Annotated in this window: 14 protein-coding genes and 1 pseudogene; 6 read left to right on the top strand and 9 right to left on the bottom strand. The window is 38.3% G+C overall.

Annotation, left to right across the window (positions count from 1 at the left end; translation table 11 throughout):
* Positions 1-163 precede the first annotated feature (163 nt).
* Entirely contained in the window at positions 164-397 is a 234-nt protein-coding gene (locus tag AWW72_RS12515) for a DUF2171 domain-containing protein (RefSeq protein ID WP_004772208.1), read from the top strand.
* Between the two features lie 110 nt (positions 398-507).
* On the opposite strand, the gene AWW72_RS12510 is transcribed toward AWW72_RS12515, so the two are convergent.
* Both AWW72_RS12510 and AWW72_RS12505 read right to left on the bottom strand, forming a co-directional pair.
* Positions 508-1,440, bottom strand: coding sequence for an LpxL/LpxP family acyltransferase (locus AWW72_RS12510; protein ID WP_062847560.1), 933 nt, complete (start codon positions 1,438-1,440; stop codon positions 508-510).
* Positions 1,441-1,785: 345 nt separating this feature from the next.
* Complete coding sequence (locus AWW72_RS12505) at positions 1,786-2,541, bottom strand: SDR family oxidoreductase (RefSeq protein ID WP_062847559.1); 756 nt, start codon at positions 2,539-2,541, stop codon at positions 1,786-1,788.
* Between the two features lie 123 nt (positions 2,542-2,664).
* Between AWW72_RS12505 and AWW72_RS12500 the strand changes: the two genes are divergently transcribed.
* On the top strand, positions 2,665-3,561 hold the full coding sequence (locus tag AWW72_RS12500; protein ID WP_062847558.1) for a LysR family transcriptional regulator: 897 nt from the start codon (positions 2,665-2,667) through the stop codon (positions 3,559-3,561).
* Positions 3,562-3,684: 123 nt separating this feature from the next.
* Here the strand turns inward: AWW72_RS12500 and AWW72_RS12495 are convergent, their stop codons facing one another.
* The 3 genes and pseudogenes from AWW72_RS12495 to AWW72_RS12485 all read right to left on the bottom strand — a co-directional run bounded on the left by AWW72_RS12495 (position 3,685) and on the right by AWW72_RS12485 (position 6,170).
* The gene (locus tag AWW72_RS12495) at positions 3,685-4,200 is read right to left on the bottom strand and encodes a hypothetical protein (RefSeq protein ID WP_062847557.1); all 516 of its coding nucleotides are present in this window, start codon (positions 4,198-4,200) and stop codon (positions 3,685-3,687) included.
* A gap of 612 nt (positions 4,201-4,812) precedes the next feature.
* Positions 4,813-4,938: pseudogene (locus AWW72_RS19190) on the bottom strand (phosphonoacetaldehyde hydrolase); the annotation flags it as partial.
* A gap of 47 nt (positions 4,939-4,985) precedes the next feature.
* Positions 4,986-6,170 carry a benzoate/H(+) symporter BenE family transporter gene (locus AWW72_RS12485; RefSeq protein WP_062847556.1) on the bottom strand — a complete coding sequence of 395 codons (1,185 nt, stop codon included), beginning with the start codon at positions 6,168-6,170 and terminating at the stop codon, positions 4,986-4,988.
* A gap of 93 nt (positions 6,171-6,263) precedes the next feature.
* On the opposite strand from AWW72_RS12485, the gene AWW72_RS12480 reads away from it, so the two are divergent.
* On the top strand, positions 6,264-6,833 hold the full coding sequence (locus AWW72_RS12480; protein WP_062847555.1) for a helix-turn-helix domain-containing protein: 570 nt from the start codon (positions 6,264-6,266) through the stop codon (positions 6,831-6,833).
* 30 nt (positions 6,834-6,863) lie between these two features.
* Here the strand turns inward: AWW72_RS12480 and AWW72_RS12475 are convergent, their stop codons facing one another.
* The 4 genes from AWW72_RS12475 to AWW72_RS12460 all read right to left on the bottom strand — a co-directional run bounded on the left by AWW72_RS12475 (position 6,864) and on the right by AWW72_RS12460 (position 11,060).
* Positions 6,864-7,538 carry a YjjG family noncanonical pyrimidine nucleotidase gene (locus AWW72_RS12475; protein ID WP_004772237.1) on the bottom strand — a complete coding sequence of 225 codons (675 nt, stop codon included), beginning with the start codon at positions 7,536-7,538 and terminating at the stop codon, positions 6,864-6,866.
* Between the two features lie 196 nt (positions 7,539-7,734).
* Positions 7,735-8,991 (bottom strand): 3-(3-hydroxy-phenyl)propionate transporter MhpT, encoded by a 1,257-nt coding sequence (mhpT, locus tag AWW72_RS12470; protein WP_062847554.1) that lies wholly within the window; start codon positions 8,989-8,991, stop codon positions 7,735-7,737.
* A 354-nt stretch (positions 8,992-9,345) separates the two neighbouring features.
* Entirely contained in the window at positions 9,346-10,002 is a 657-nt protein-coding gene (locus AWW72_RS12465; protein ID WP_062847553.1) for a hypothetical protein, read from the bottom strand.
* A 344-nt stretch (positions 10,003-10,346) separates the two neighbouring features.
* Positions 10,347-11,060 (bottom strand): type 1 glutamine amidotransferase domain-containing protein, encoded by a 714-nt coding sequence (locus tag AWW72_RS12460; RefSeq protein WP_062847552.1) that lies wholly within the window; start codon positions 11,058-11,060, stop codon positions 10,347-10,349.
* A 92-nt stretch (positions 11,061-11,152) separates the two neighbouring features.
* Between AWW72_RS12460 and AWW72_RS12455 the strand changes: the two genes are divergently transcribed.
* The 3 genes from AWW72_RS12455 (at position 11,153) to AWW72_RS12445 (ending at position 13,724) form a co-directional block, all read left to right on the top strand.
* Entirely contained in the window at positions 11,153-11,572 is a 420-nt protein-coding gene (locus AWW72_RS12455; RefSeq protein WP_047427589.1) for a MerR family transcriptional regulator, read from the top strand.
* Positions 11,573-11,684: 112 nt separating this feature from the next.
* Positions 11,685-12,488 carry a type 1 glutamine amidotransferase domain-containing protein gene (locus AWW72_RS12450; RefSeq protein ID WP_062847551.1) on the top strand — a complete coding sequence of 268 codons (804 nt, stop codon included), beginning with the start codon at positions 11,685-11,687 and terminating at the stop codon, positions 12,486-12,488.
* Positions 12,489-12,677: 189 nt separating this feature from the next.
* A complete protein-coding gene (locus AWW72_RS12445) occupies positions 12,678-13,724 on the top strand; it encodes an acetoacetate decarboxylase family protein (RefSeq protein ID WP_062847550.1) in 1,047 nt (348 codons plus the stop codon).
* The last annotated feature ends 141 nt before the right edge of the window (positions 13,725-13,865 follow it).

Raw genomic sequence — 13,865 nt, 5'->3', positions numbered from 1 at the left:
ATTTAACTATTTATTTCGTTTTGTTTCATTGTTAACTAAACAGTATGTTTAGGTGAATCTATAAAATCATCCTGTAAGGATTATTTAAAACCCAACAATTATGAGGAAATATGAAGTAGCTTAAAGGCTTCCGTGTTGTGATGTTTATAAAGAGGTTCAAGAAATGAGTACTTTAAATATTCAAGATATTAAAAAACATTCAGATGTCATTGCTTCTTGTGGTACCAAAGTCGGAACAGTTGATCATCTTGAAGGTGATAGCCAACTCAAACTGACGCGCGATGAAAACGATCAACATCATCTGATCCCAACGGCATGGATTGGTGAGGTCAAAGATGACAAAGTAGTTCTGATTAAAAACTCAGAAGAAGTTAAGCAACAATGGCAAGCGATATAACGAAGTCGATGCTCTAAAGTATTTTTGTTTGCTTATAAAAAACCTACTGCCTTGATTGGTCGTAGGTTTTTTATATTGATGATTTAACTAATAATCTTGTAGTTCACCGATTATGAATAAAGAGCAGCTTCTCCTAGCGCTCGGGTCTTAAATCTTCGGTGAAACCACATATATTGAGTTGGATACATACTGATTTGATTTTCTAGAATCAGATTGACTTTGGTTGCATCCGCAACCTCATCCTGACTTGGAAAATTCTGTAACGGTGGCTCAAGTAAAATATGATATTGAGGATTGCGGATATTACCCGTTCGATAGAAAAATAAAGGAATGGCGGGAACTTTTGAGATGTTCATTAGTCTCCGATGTGCCGTTACCGTCGCCGCTTGAATATTAAAGAATGGTGCCATAACGCCTTGTTTTAGGCCAAAATCCTGATCTGGGCTATACCAAATGGCTCTTCCCTGTTTCAGATTGCCAATTAAACCTTTCATATCATTTTTGGAGATCTGATTTTTATAAATGGTGGCACGCGACCGACTGATTAACATATCCAGTAAGGGATTGTTTTGTGGACGATACACTACATCCAGATCAAAGAAACAACTGCTGATATAGCCACCCGCATCTAAAAGCGTGGTGTGGCTACCTAATAAAAGAACCCCTGTCTCACGTGCTTGTGAAATATGCTCTAAGCCTTGAATATGTATACGGTTTCGATACCATTTCGGGCTATACCAAGCATTTAAGGCTTCGAACAAACCAATGATCATATTGAAAAAGACTTGCTTTGCCTCAGCTTCTCTTTCTAAGACATCTTTATGCGGAAAGCATAATTCAAAATTTCTTAACGTGGTTTTACGTCGAGATTTTAAAACTTTCCACGCCAACTTTGATAAAGCATCTGCTAATCTCCATTGAATCGCCCACGGCAATATTGCAAATAACATTAAAATCGTAAGGGAGATCCATATTCCCCAATATTTGGGTAATAAAAATGACCAGTAAAACTTTCCTGTTTCATGCTTCTGCTTTAAATCCATTTGAGAGTATTTTCTTAAGAAAAACTAAACAGCCTAGCATATATAAATATTTTATGTTGTATCATGCTTACAATCACAACAATTTAATCAGTTAAAAGCCGATATTGTTTTTATAAAATCGGCAAAATCATTATAACTGCATGATTAATATCTATAAAAATTATTAAAAGATTTATTAGGCATATTATTTGCATTGTGTGATATATATCAAGTTTGGTCTTTGAAGTCCTGAATTCTCACCTACCCAAAGATTCTCATATTCGTTTCAATATAGAGACCAGAAATACAGTATTTTTAGCTGTAGCGCTGAACGAAACACAAAGCTTCAGTCAGCATTGTTTTGTATTAGATGATGCCACCATTGACACGAAGTACTTGGGCATTGATCCAGTTGCTGGCTTCATTCACTGCAAAATCTAAAACTGCGGCAATATCTTCTACCTGACCCAAGCGTTCCAATGGTGCAGCTTTGCTTAACTGTGCAATCAACGCTTCACTCTTCCCTTCTAAAAAAAGCTCAGTCGCAGTTGGCCCAGGCGCAATCGCATTAACGGTAATATTTTTACCTCGAAGTTCCTTGGCTAAAATAGCAGTTAAAGATTCAATTGCCGCTTTTGAAGCTGCATAAACACCATAGCCTTCAAGTTTTAGCCCAACCACACTACTGGATAAATTAATAATTTTTCCACCATGTGTCAGTCTTTTTGCCGCTTCGCGCATGGTATATAAAGATCCTTTCAGATTGATTACCAGAATTTGATCAATACTTTCATCATCGACCTGCTCGATTTTACTTAAACGCATGATGCCAGCATTATTAATCAGGACATCCACACGACCATAGGTCTGGATCACATAATCGAAAAGTTGGGTCACTTCATCTGAATGGCTGATATTGGCTTTAAACGCACTCGCGATGCCGCCCGCAGCCTGAATTTTCTTTACCACTTGATCTGCTTCCTGATCATTATTGGCATAGTTAATAATAATCTGATGTCCTTGCTGAGCCAGTAAATTTGCCGTAAAAGCACCAATGCCTCGAGAAGCACCCGTAATTAAAATTACTTTTGACCGATCAGAATGTGCTGCTGTATTTGTCATTTTAAACCTCATTGAATGAAACTTATCATCTTATGCGTTCTATGATACTGTTCAGCTATCAGTTAATAATCTATCGGATTCTGACATCTTTGTCCGAATAAGCCGAACAAAGGACATCAAGATATGGATAAGTTAAATGCAATGTCTGCTTTTATCCATGTGGTCGAGCAGCAAAGTTTTACCAAAGCGGCGCAAATATTAAACCTGCCCCGCTCTACACTCACGGATGCGATCAAGCAGTTAGAGACCCAATTAAATACACGCCTGTTATTCCGTACCACACGTCAGGTTCGACCGACCGATGAAGGCCAGATTTATTATGAGCGCTGTAAGTATATCTTGAGCTATATCAATGAATCAGATCATGATTTTTTGCATGCAAAACCTCAAGGAACCTTAAAAATAGAAGTGCATGGTATTTTTGCCTCTCATTTTATTCTGCCAAAATTACGAGATTTTTTAAGCGAATTTCCTCAAATCCAATTACGGCTGACAGAAAGCGATCGTTATGTTGACGTGATTAAGGAAGGAATTGATTGCGTGATCCGGATCGGACAACTAAATAATAGTGAACTGATCGTTAGGCATCTGGGAAATATCCAGCAAGTCACGTTGGCAAGTCCGCAATATTTACAACAATACGGTACGCCCCATCACCTAGACTCGCTTAAAAGCCATGTTATGGTTGGGTTTTATTCCACTGCCCGTCAGAAGAATCTTCCGCTGGAGTTGATGGTTGAGGGCGAACTAAAAAATTATGATTTGCCCTTTATGATTCAGGTCAATGGTGCGCATACCTACTCAGCAGCAGCGAAACAACACTTTGGGCTGATACAAGTGCCGCGTTATGGTCATGTTGATGAACTTGCACAAGGCGTACTGTGTGAAGTCTTGCCTCATTATCCCGTACCTTCGTTGCCTGTCTCTTTACTGTATCCTTCTAAGACACTGGTTTCACCGAGACAGAAAGTTTTTATTGAATGGATCGTACAGTTATTTAAACGCTATCCTTTGGGTTGATGAAGGGTTGCACCTAAAACTGAAATTTTAAAATGATTCGTTGTAAGAAAATTAGAAATATTTTTTATGATTAAGATGGAAATTTTGTCGCTACTTTAGATTACTATGATTTTAAAGATAATTTTAATGCCTATAATAGTTTAGAATAAATGCAGCTGCTACTTTTGAATACCATCCTCCTTTTTCTCTTATTTGTTCTAACTCATTCATCGTAATGAAAATTTCATTAAATTTTTTTTCGATTTCTTTAGAGGTAGGTCTATTTGTTTTTAAAGCAATTACGCCAATTTCCTCTCGTGAACTCTCGAAAGCTAACCAATCACAATTTTTATTTATTATGATAATTGGATACTCTAGCCTTGATTCCTCTAAACCATCGATACTTTCGAGTTCATCCTTATTTCTAAAACTATAGTATGAGAAATTCTCCTTGTTTAAATTTCCAAATGTAATGAAAACTTCTTCTTTGAAATTGGTTGAATTAATATGAATTAAACTGTCTAGAATATCCTTATAATCTAATAATGGTCTTTCAAAAAACCAAAAAATATAATTATTTTCTTTGAAAACATAAAAAGGTAAGTCCTTATCTAGTCTAATATTTTTGCTAATTAAAGATTTTATTGCTTCTCTATTCATATTGGCCTTCAATAATATCTATTAGATACATCTATTTAGAGAGTTTTTGCTAACTTTAAGTTGAGTACAAAGATTTTTAAAATTCTTAATTATGACTCTAGGAAAAATCATAACTTAAGTTATAGAGTTGTGATAAAAGATGGTAAGATTATATTCTTGGCTTCTATTTCACATACATTCCCTGATTGAATCTCTAGTTTTATATAAAAATTCCCATTATCCATTCTATCAAATCTAGTTATTTCATTTAAGGATATACTTTCACCCCACTCATCCTTTTTGGTTAACTTAAAGTTGAGAAAGTTTTCAGCTATTAAAAATACATCCTCAGACTTGTTGTTCCTAAGCTGAATCACTATCTTTGCTTCAACTCAAATAATATTGATTGAAATGAAAGACCAATCATGCATAACAACTCCTTTGAAATATCTTTATAAATTGTGTTCTTATAAAAATTAATTTTTCTATTTTCTTTTTACACCTTTTTATCTCAAATTTCTAACTCTTTTCTATTCATCAGTTGATCCTGCTAAATGATATTCTTACGCTTAATTAGATATAAAAAAGCCAATTGATTTTTATCTATCAATTGGCTTGGTTTCTTTCGATAAGTTAAGGCTTTTCACCTTGATTTAGACGGCGCTCAATATCATCCAAAACCGCTGGTAAATCAGCGATGCTATCAATTACATAATGCGCACCTGACTGATTCATTTTTGCATAAGCTTTGTCTTTGAGAGATTTTTTACCATTCTTCGAAGTTTTAGCAGCTAAAAGCCGATTCTCTACGCTGTTTTATGATCACGTTTCACTAAAATCTGATACGCAATAATCCCGCCGACCAAGCCCCAAAATGCTGAACCGATGCCTAATAAAGTGACACCTGATGCAGTGAGAAGAAAACAGATAATCGCTGCATCACGGCCTTGCTCTTCTGCCAAAGCTTGATGCAGACTGTTCATCAAGGTGGTGATTAAGGCCAATCCAGCAAGAATATGGATTAATACAGTTGGTAAGCCATTAAACAATATAAAAATTGCGCCACCAAAAATCCCTGCAATTAAATAAAAGATCCCTGCCCATGTAGATGCAATATAACGTTTTGCAGGATTTGGATGAACATCAGGTGCCATACAAAGCGCTGCAGTAATGGCTGCAATACAGATACTAAAACCACCCCACGGCGCTAATATGATCGCGGTTAAGGACGTACACACCAGCAACATTGACGTTTTAGGTGAATAACCGCTGGCCTGTAAAATTGCAATACCCGGCGCATTTTGAGATGCGAGAGAGACAATAAAAAATGGAATCCCGACACCAATCAGCGTAGTCATGGTGAAATGCGGCTGGATAAAGGTCGGAAGCGTAAACACGTTGCTGGTCTGTGTAAAATGCAAATCCCCGCTGAGTCCTGCAACAACAATTCCTGTAATCAGTGTTGCAATAATGGCATAGAGTGGAAACCAGCGTCGGGTCAAAACAAATGCCGCCAACATGGCAATACACAGGATAAAGTTGACCTGTAATGCTTCAAATGTACTTAAGCCAAAGCGTAACAGGATGCCCGCCAACATCGCAGAAGCGATGGAACGTGGAATGTAATTCATGAGTTTGGCAAAAATACCGGTCGCGCCACATAACAGCATTAGTCCCGAAGCAAAAATAAACACCCCCACCACTTCATTAATACTTACTCCAGTCAGGCTGGTTGCAAGCAAGGCAATTCCGGGTGTCGACCATGCTGTTAAAATCGGGGTACGGTAATATAGCGACAAGCCAATACTGGTGATCCCCATGCCGATACCCAGCATCATCAGCCAGCTTCCAGTTTGCGAAGCATCCAGCCCAGCTCTTTCCAGTGCCTGCAAAATAATGGCCAAAGAACTGGCATAGCCCACCAGTACCGCCACAAGTCCAGTCATGATCATGGCTGGTGAGGAAGACCTAAAAAATGCTAAGTTACGCATAGGAAGTACTTTACTGAAGATGACGGTAGAGTGACTAAAGTATCATCGTCTGTTATAACGGACAATCCTTTTTAATCAAGAAGACTTCTATTTATGCAAGATATTCCACCCAATGTTGCCGAAGCTCTAAAAAAATTAAGAACCGAGCGAGGTTTGAGTCTTAGTCAGACTGCTGAATTAACCGGTGTGAGTAAAGCGATGCTTGGGCAGATTGAGTTGGGTAAGTCGAGTCCGACTGTTGCAACTCTCTGGAAAATCGCCACAGGATTCAATATTGCATTTTCGACTTTTCTTGAAGGTGGGCAAGCTCAAACCCAACCAGAGATTCATCATTTCAGTGATTTACCTGTTTTTGAACAGGATCATTCAGGAATGCGCGTTAGTCCTCTGATTCCTTTTGATGAAGAACTCCGAATGGATGTGTTGAAGATTGAATTGCTACCGGGTGCAAAAAGTGAATCTAGCCCACATGAGGCAGGCGTAATTGAGCATATTATTGTGTTTGCTGGGGTATTGCAGTTACAGCTTGAGGGGATGAATCATACTGTGGCCGCAGGAGAATCCATCCGCTTTCATGCCGATATTCCGCATACCTATGCCAATACGGGTGAGCAGAGTGTGATTATGCACAATGTCATTCACTATCCACGTCCTGCCTCTTAACATCTTATCAGCAAAGGCACGCTTTTGTTTTTATAGGATCTTGGTCAGATCTGACAGATGTTGAATGGTATAAGTAATATTCAGATTCTGTTCATTTTTGAGTTGTTTCGGGTTATACCAGCAGGTTGGGATTTCACAGGATGTTGCCCCCTTGATATCTGCCTCTAAACTGTCCCCAATAAAAAGTATTTCTTCTTTGGCGATATTACTTCTGGCTAAGCAGGTCTGGAAAAAACGCTGGTCGGGTTTTTCATAACCTACATCATCAGAAACATATAAATCAGAGAAATGCGGCAATAAACCCGCCAAGTGTAAACGTGCTTTTTGTTGAAGCAGAATGCTATTGGAAGCGGCAAAGAGTTTATATTTCTGGCTCAAATACTGGATTGCTTCTGCTGCACCTTCTTCAAGGGTATGTTCTTTTGCCAGATTACCTTGAAAGGTATCACGAAAATGATCGTGGTTAATTTCAACTTTTAGTGCAGTAAACAGTTCTTTAAAGCGATTATTAATCACATCCTGTACGGTAATTTGACCTAACTTCTGTCTTTCCCATAAAAGATGGTTAATTTGTTTATAAGTGGAATAGGTCAGATCATCATGATGTAAATTGAATTCCCCAAATGATTTCACAAATGCCGATCGATTCGCCACGCTAAAATTCAGCAAGGTATCATCAATATCAAAGAAAATCGCCTTATACATCCTACTCTTCCTATCTGCTCATCCTCAATCGCCGCTATTTTATTATACCGATAAGTCAAAAGCCAATGTACATCATCTTGAATCTATATGGGTGCATTTGCAGACTGAAATAAAAAAGGAAACAGCCGTGCTATTTCCTTTGTTTGAGGACGTCGAAAAATTAATTTTTTTCTAACCTTCCAAGAATAAGAGCAAATCAGGTGGTGACGATCTTTAGATTATCTTTTTCTTCTACGGAATGCGTCGGTTTACAAAGTAAGATCAGTGCTGAAATGGCGGCCAATAAAATCATCGGAATACTTGAAGCAATCACCACAATTTCACTTTGACCTGTTCCCAGTAAATACCCCGCGACTAATGGGCCAGAAAACGCACCTATCCTGCCAATTGCGACAGCAGCACCGACACCCGTTCCTCGCATTTCCGTCGGATAATATTTGGCTGCTAAGGTGTAGAGAATTGACTGACAACCAATCACAAACATACCGCATCCAGTGGCAAATAAGGTAAAGCTAAATGCGCTATTAGAATAAGCAAGACCAATCAGCGAGAGCAAAATACCACTATAAACACTTGCAACAATCACAAACTTATTCAAACGATCCAGCATAAAACCTAAAATGAGTACGCCGATTGAACCACCCAAATTAAAGCCAATCTGGATATAACTTGCTTGCTCTTTATTAAGTCCTAATCCTGAAATGAGCGTTGGTAACCAGTTTTGGAATAGCGCCAATACCAAAAGCGTTCCAAAGAAACTTAACCATAGACTCGAAGTGATTAGCACTCGTGGCTTTGCAAACAAAACTGTCATCAAGCTTTGATTTTTTGCTGGACTGGTCGCCGTTTTATTGAGATAAGCTTTTGATTCAGGTAGGAAGAAAATCAGAAAAGGTACCAGTAATAAAGGTGCGATCCCACCGAAGTAGAAGATATGTCGCCACTCATGATCGGCAGTGAGAGATAATGCAACCACAGAAGTGAGTACACCGCCAATTGGCATACCGCAATACATCACACTTACCGCCGTGGCTTTGTATTTTTCACTCACAGCCTCGGAAACCATGGTAATCACAATGGGCAAGGCCCCACCCATGCCTAATCCTGTCAGAAATCTTACCAACAGTAAGGTATTCAGTTGTTGGGCAAAAGGCGTTAATAAAGACATCAGGCCAAAAATAAGAATACAGCTAATAAATACCTTTTTACGTCCAATCGAATCAGCGATCCTTCCTGCAATCATGGCACCTGGTAAAGTCCCCAGAACCGCTGCGCTAAATACCCAGCCCATTTCCGTACTGTTCAGTAGCATTTCCGCTTTCATTCTGGGAGCTGCAACGCCCATTGACTGCAAATCAAAGCCTTCAATAATGGCGAAAATAAAACATAAAACTAATGTAATGATCATGCCAATTTTTGATGACGGTGATGCGACTTCTGCATCCTTTAACATTTCTATCTTCCTTTTTGATTCTTCGAATTTATAATCTCTTGTATACAATCCTTATGTTGGCATATTTTCAGAGAAAGCAAAAAAAGACTAGCAGAGCGAAAAAAGTTACGCAATACAAAATAAACTTATGCAATATGTAATCGTGGTTCATCGAGAGCATTTTTGAAACTCTGAATTTTTAACAATTATTAGTTAAATCTGACATCACCTTTCTTTAACTTTTTTGTGTTAGAAATATAAACCAGTTCAGCGAATGGATATTTGTGAACTATATTTGTGTTTTAAAATGTTGATTATTTTTTGTATAACCAACATTTTAAATTGCATGAAAAGCTGAATATTCTCATTATATATCTAAAATAGATATGAAATAGCTAAATTTAGTCCTTTCAATGTTGTTTTATCTTCAGTTTTATTCACCTCCTGTTTAAAAATACGATAGGCTGACATCACACCAAGGTTTTTACTTAGCATACTTTTTACACCAAATCGATATTCCTCTGCATCGCTTTTATTTAAATCAAGATAGCCAACATCAATGAAACCAACGATTGGGGTTTTTCCTGCGATGAGACCTAATAAATATTCTCCATTAACATGAATACCAACACCAGAATCATTCCATTCAGGAATCATAGAAAAATCAAATTGCTCACGTTGACCAAAATATTCAACACTTGTCTGTACAGAACCTTTTGCTAACTTCTTTCGCCAGCCTATCCCAAGACGATATTCATCTACATCAATACCTGGTTCTGGTAATGCATCCATATCAATAGAAGCTCCTTCATAATGTATATATCCAAACCATTGATCTTTATTTAGTTCGGCAACAATACCGTATGCTCGAGCATCGCCTGTTATTTTTGCACTTCCAGTATTTTTAACTTCAACTGTTGCTTTTGGAACGATATAGGTTGCAATGAATCCACCTACACTCTGCTCTGCAAAAGCTTGACTATTTATCAGTACACCTAAACTCACTACCGTTATATATCTTATGATTTTCACTATCACATCCTTGTGTAATTGCTAAATTTTAGGCATAAAGAATTACTGAAATATTGTGAACAATAAATCTTGAAAAAATTTTAGGCCTTATATCTAGTACAATCGTTTTATTCTGAAATTAAAATAAATGATCAAATAAACTCTTAATCATCCCTGAAGCCTCATCATGGGGAATGCTTCTTTCTTTTTAGAAATGTACCAAATCTGAAAATTAGGTCTATATAAAAAAAACAATATGTTGTATTGATAAAATCAATACAACATATTAAGAAATGGCTAGCCGTCAGTTGACGTTTAAACTTATTTTTAGAGCCAGCAGTATAAATATTGTTTTATGCTTTAACTCATATGTTCCGATCTAATCGGTCTTTATCTTTTAATGCTTCAATTATTGCCAATGCAGTCACACGCGCTGAAAATGGATTCTGTCCTGTAATGAGGTTGCCATCTCGAACGACATTCGGCATAAAAGGAATCAATTTCTTTTCATAATCTGCACCCCGCTCTTTTGCCAGTTGTTCTGCGTTATAGGGCACTTTTTTTGCCACACCAGCCAATACCTCTTCGCACCACGCAAAGCCAGTCAGCTTTTTACCTGCAATCAAGTATTGTCCATTTGAAAGCTGAACATTGAGCAATCCACAATAACCATGACAGACACTAGCAACAATGCCACCTTTTTCATAAATATTCTTGGTGATCTGTTGCAGCTCAGGATTATCTAAAAAGTCCCACATCACACCATGTCCACCCGTGTAATAAATCGCATCGTAATCTTGCCAATTAATCTCGGCAGGTTTCTTGGTTGTTTCCAGTAATTGCATAAATGCAGGATCATTTTTGCGCTTTAAAACAGAAGTGTCAGCCACGAAACGCTCTAGTGATTTAGGCTCAATCGGCGAACGACCTCCCAAAGGACTCACAATATCTTGAATATAATGATGCTTTTCAAACTCGTCATAGGCATGGGTCAACTCCCCTAGCCATAGACCTGTTGGACGATCAACTTTTTCATATTGGGCAACATTGGTCACCACATGCAGGATACGTTTAGACATTTTTCACCTCAGCTTTTAACGTTATTTTTAGTCTTGCTTTTGTCTCACTATAAGTCTAAAGTTAGCTTTAATGTCAAGAGGAAATCGGTAAAATGAATATCAGTGAATTATCGAAACGTAGTGGTTTAACCACTCCAACGATTCGTTATTATGAGCAGATTAAACTGTTACCGAAAGCAAAGCGCAAATCGAATGGTTATCGTGAATATAGCGAAAATGACCTCAAACAATTATTCGTGATTCAGCAAGCACAACAAGTCGGTTTCTCTTTGACCGAGATCAAGGCTTTTCTCCCTTCAAATGTCAGTTCTTGGGATCATGATGTTCTGATTAATCTGCTGGAAAGTAAAATCAAGGATATTGAAGACTTAGAGCAGAAACTGGCCATGAGCAAACAGAATCTTCGAGTGATGATTACTGCAATTAATAACAAGCCAGATGAAATCACCTGTGCAGAAAATGCGCAGCGTTTGCTCAATCTTTACTATAGCAATGATAATGCTGAAAAATAATCGGCCCCCTCTTTTATAGTTCTTTCCTCATCAGAAACAGATCAAAAGCTATTGACCTTAAACCTTACTTTAAGCATAGGATCTTTGACAGGTGATTAATGAGGAACCTGTCATGTTGCAACGTTGGAATCTTCAAAAGTGGTTGATCAGTATTTTTATGCTGATCTTTTCGGTTAACTCGGCCTTAGCGGCTGAATCTGCGCAAAATGTACAAACGAAATCCTTAGGTAAAATTCTGGTGGTGATGACCAACCACGCTGCTTACCCTTCTCGTTCAGATCATACAGGCTTATGGTTGACTGAACTGACCCATTTTTATGATATTGCACAAGCTGCTGGCTATGACATGGATTTTGTTAGTCCACAAGGTGGCGCTGTTCCTTTAGATGAACGCAGCCTAAAGCCCATTTATCTAGATAAATCAGCTAAAGCACATCTTGCAGATCCTAAATTTATGCAGCGTTTAAATAATACACTTGCACCTAATGCGATTGATCCATCCCGTTACAAGGCAATTTATTATACGGGCGGTCACGGCACCATGTGGGATTTCCCCAAAAATGAGGGCCTGAAAAAGATCAGTGAGCAGATTTACCAGCAAGGTGGTGTGGTATCCGCTGTTTGTCATGGTGTAGGAGGTTTATTGTCGCTTCAGGACGATCAGGGCAAAGCATTGATTGCAGGTCGAACTGTAACAGGATTTGCCAATATTGAGGAAACACTCTCAGGCATCAAATCGCAAGTCCCTTTCTCATTGCAAGATGGTCTGGTACAACGTGGCGCACACTATAAGCGTGCGTGGGTGCCATTTACGTCTTATGTGGTTGTGGATGACCGCATTATTACAGGACAAAATCCACAGTCGAGTAAAGAAATTGCGGAAGCTGTGGTCAAACGTCTCAGTACTTTAAAATAAAAAATGCCATTAAAGCCAGATCCTAACAATCTGGCTTTTTTATTAAAAATATATATTTCTCAATGAGATTTATATTTCCCTATTGATTCATTGTTCTCATGCATTGAATGAGTGAAAGCCTTCAAAAAATGCTTGACCTTAAAGTTAGCTTTAATCTTAGCATCTTAAAAGGTTAACAGGAGGAATCTCATGAACTTCAATCAACGTCATTTAAGTCGTTCAATCTCGGCAATAGCAGCAAGTGTATTGCTCAGCATTGCAACTTATGCAACTGAGCCCAATCAGCTCGCAAATCAAATCCATACCTCACAGAACACAGCGCAAACCACTGTTGTTGAATTTGGTCCTTATAAAGTCAATGTACCTAAAGGTGGTTATTATGATCGTTTTCGTATGAATCCTGATTTAGATGAAGTAGCGAAAGACCCAGCCGCTGGAAATATTGATTATTTCCGTACTATTCCTAAAAAGCTGGTAGATACGCGTGTGGGTAAAGTCTGGTCACCAAATTTTTATTACCGTACCAGCAATGTCCAGTTGTTGATGCTTGCCCCAATCGCAAAATTAAAAACCAAGCTACCTGCACCACTTGAGCCCTTACAGCCTTTCCCTGGTTATGGTTTAGTTTCTCTAACCTTCTTTTCCTATGCTGTGGGAGATGTCGATCCATACGATGAAGTTTCTGTTGCCATTGTGGTTCGTCAGCCTGGTGCACATCATTTCAATAGCACTGAATTATTAAGCTCAATGCGTAAGCATAAATATTATGGTTATGTACTGGCTTTACCTGTCGATACGGAAATTGCCCGTGTTCGCGGTGTTTATGGCTACCAGTTACCGAAATGGCTCACACCGATTGATCTGAATATCGGTAGTCACAAACTACAGGCTCAGATTTTTAATACAGATGGTCAACCTGATTTAAGTCTGACTGCGCCTTTGCCAAAAATTAAAACGGTGAAGCCACAATCAAGAATTGAAACCAAGACCATGTATCAACTGGTTGATGGTAAATGGCACAGCACGTCTGTAGAGTCAAATACATTGGCATTTGGACAAACGTTATTTCCAAAGGACGTACAACTGGTGCGTAGTGGCGGGCCATTGACGAAACTTCTGAATGATTTGGGTGCGGATAAGATCTTACGTCTCGATGTGGTCAAAGATGCTCAATTAGCCCTGAATATGCCTGTTCCTTATCCTGCGCTGGATCAGGTCAGCAAGCATAAAAAGTAAGTTTATGGCATCCAGTACCCGTTTTCAGATTGAAAGCGGGTATTTTTTATTTGCACTAAAATGTTTGTCGTTTTAAAAATAGAAAATTCTCATCTTTGGTCAATTATTTCTTTTTAGTTTTAAACCGAAGTACCCATCTTA

This window comes from Acinetobacter sp. NRRL B-65365, from assembly GCF_001605865.1.
GTDB classification, from domain to species: domain Bacteria; phylum Pseudomonadota; class Gammaproteobacteria; order Pseudomonadales; family Moraxellaceae; genus Acinetobacter; species Acinetobacter vivianii.
Note: the sequence above shows the minus strand (reverse complement) of the source record. Positions and strands in the feature narration are given on the sequence as shown.

Excerpts from the sequence above, each read along its gene's own strand:
- AWW72_RS12500 (WP_062847558.1), top strand. The coding sequence starts at position 2,665 with ATGGATAAGTTAAATGCAATGTCTGCTTTTATCCATGTGGTCGAGCAG.
- AWW72_RS12480 (WP_062847555.1), top strand. The coding sequence starts at position 6,264 with ATGCAAGATATTCCACCCAATGTTGCCGAAGCTCTAAAAAAATTAAGA.
- AWW72_RS12460 (WP_062847552.1), bottom strand. The coding sequence starts at position 11,060 with ATGTCTAAACGTATCCTGCATGTGGTGACCAATGTTGCCCAATATGAA.
- AWW72_RS12445 (WP_062847550.1), top strand. The coding sequence starts at position 12,678 with ATGAACTTCAATCAACGTCATTTAAGTCGTTCAATCTCGGCAATAGCA.
- AWW72_RS12450 (WP_062847551.1), top strand. The coding sequence starts at position 11,685 with ATGTTGCAACGTTGGAATCTTCAAAAGTGGTTGATCAGTATTTTTATG.
- AWW72_RS12485 (WP_062847556.1), bottom strand. The coding sequence starts at position 6,170 with ATGCGTAACTTAGCATTTTTTAGGTCTTCCTCACCAGCCATGATCATG.
- AWW72_RS12495 (WP_062847557.1), bottom strand. The coding sequence starts at position 4,200 with ATGAATAGAGAAGCAATAAAATCTTTAATTAGCAAAAATATTAGACTA.
- AWW72_RS12505 (WP_062847559.1), bottom strand. The coding sequence starts at position 2,541 with ATGACAAATACAGCAGCACATTCTGATCGGTCAAAAGTAATTTTAATT.
- AWW72_RS12510 (WP_062847560.1), bottom strand. The coding sequence starts at position 1,440 with ATGGATTTAAAGCAGAAGCATGAAACAGGAAAGTTTTACTGGTCATTT.
- AWW72_RS12475 (WP_004772237.1), bottom strand. The coding sequence starts at position 7,538 with ATGTATAAGGCGATTTTCTTTGATATTGATGATACCTTGCTGAATTTT.
- mhpT (WP_062847554.1), bottom strand. The coding sequence starts at position 8,991 with ATGTTAAAGGATGCAGAAGTCGCATCACCGTCATCAAAAATTGGCATG.
- AWW72_RS12515 (WP_004772208.1), top strand. The coding sequence starts at position 164 with ATGAGTACTTTAAATATTCAAGATATTAAAAAACATTCAGATGTCATT.
- AWW72_RS12455 (WP_047427589.1), top strand. The coding sequence starts at position 11,153 with ATGAATATCAGTGAATTATCGAAACGTAGTGGTTTAACCACTCCAACG.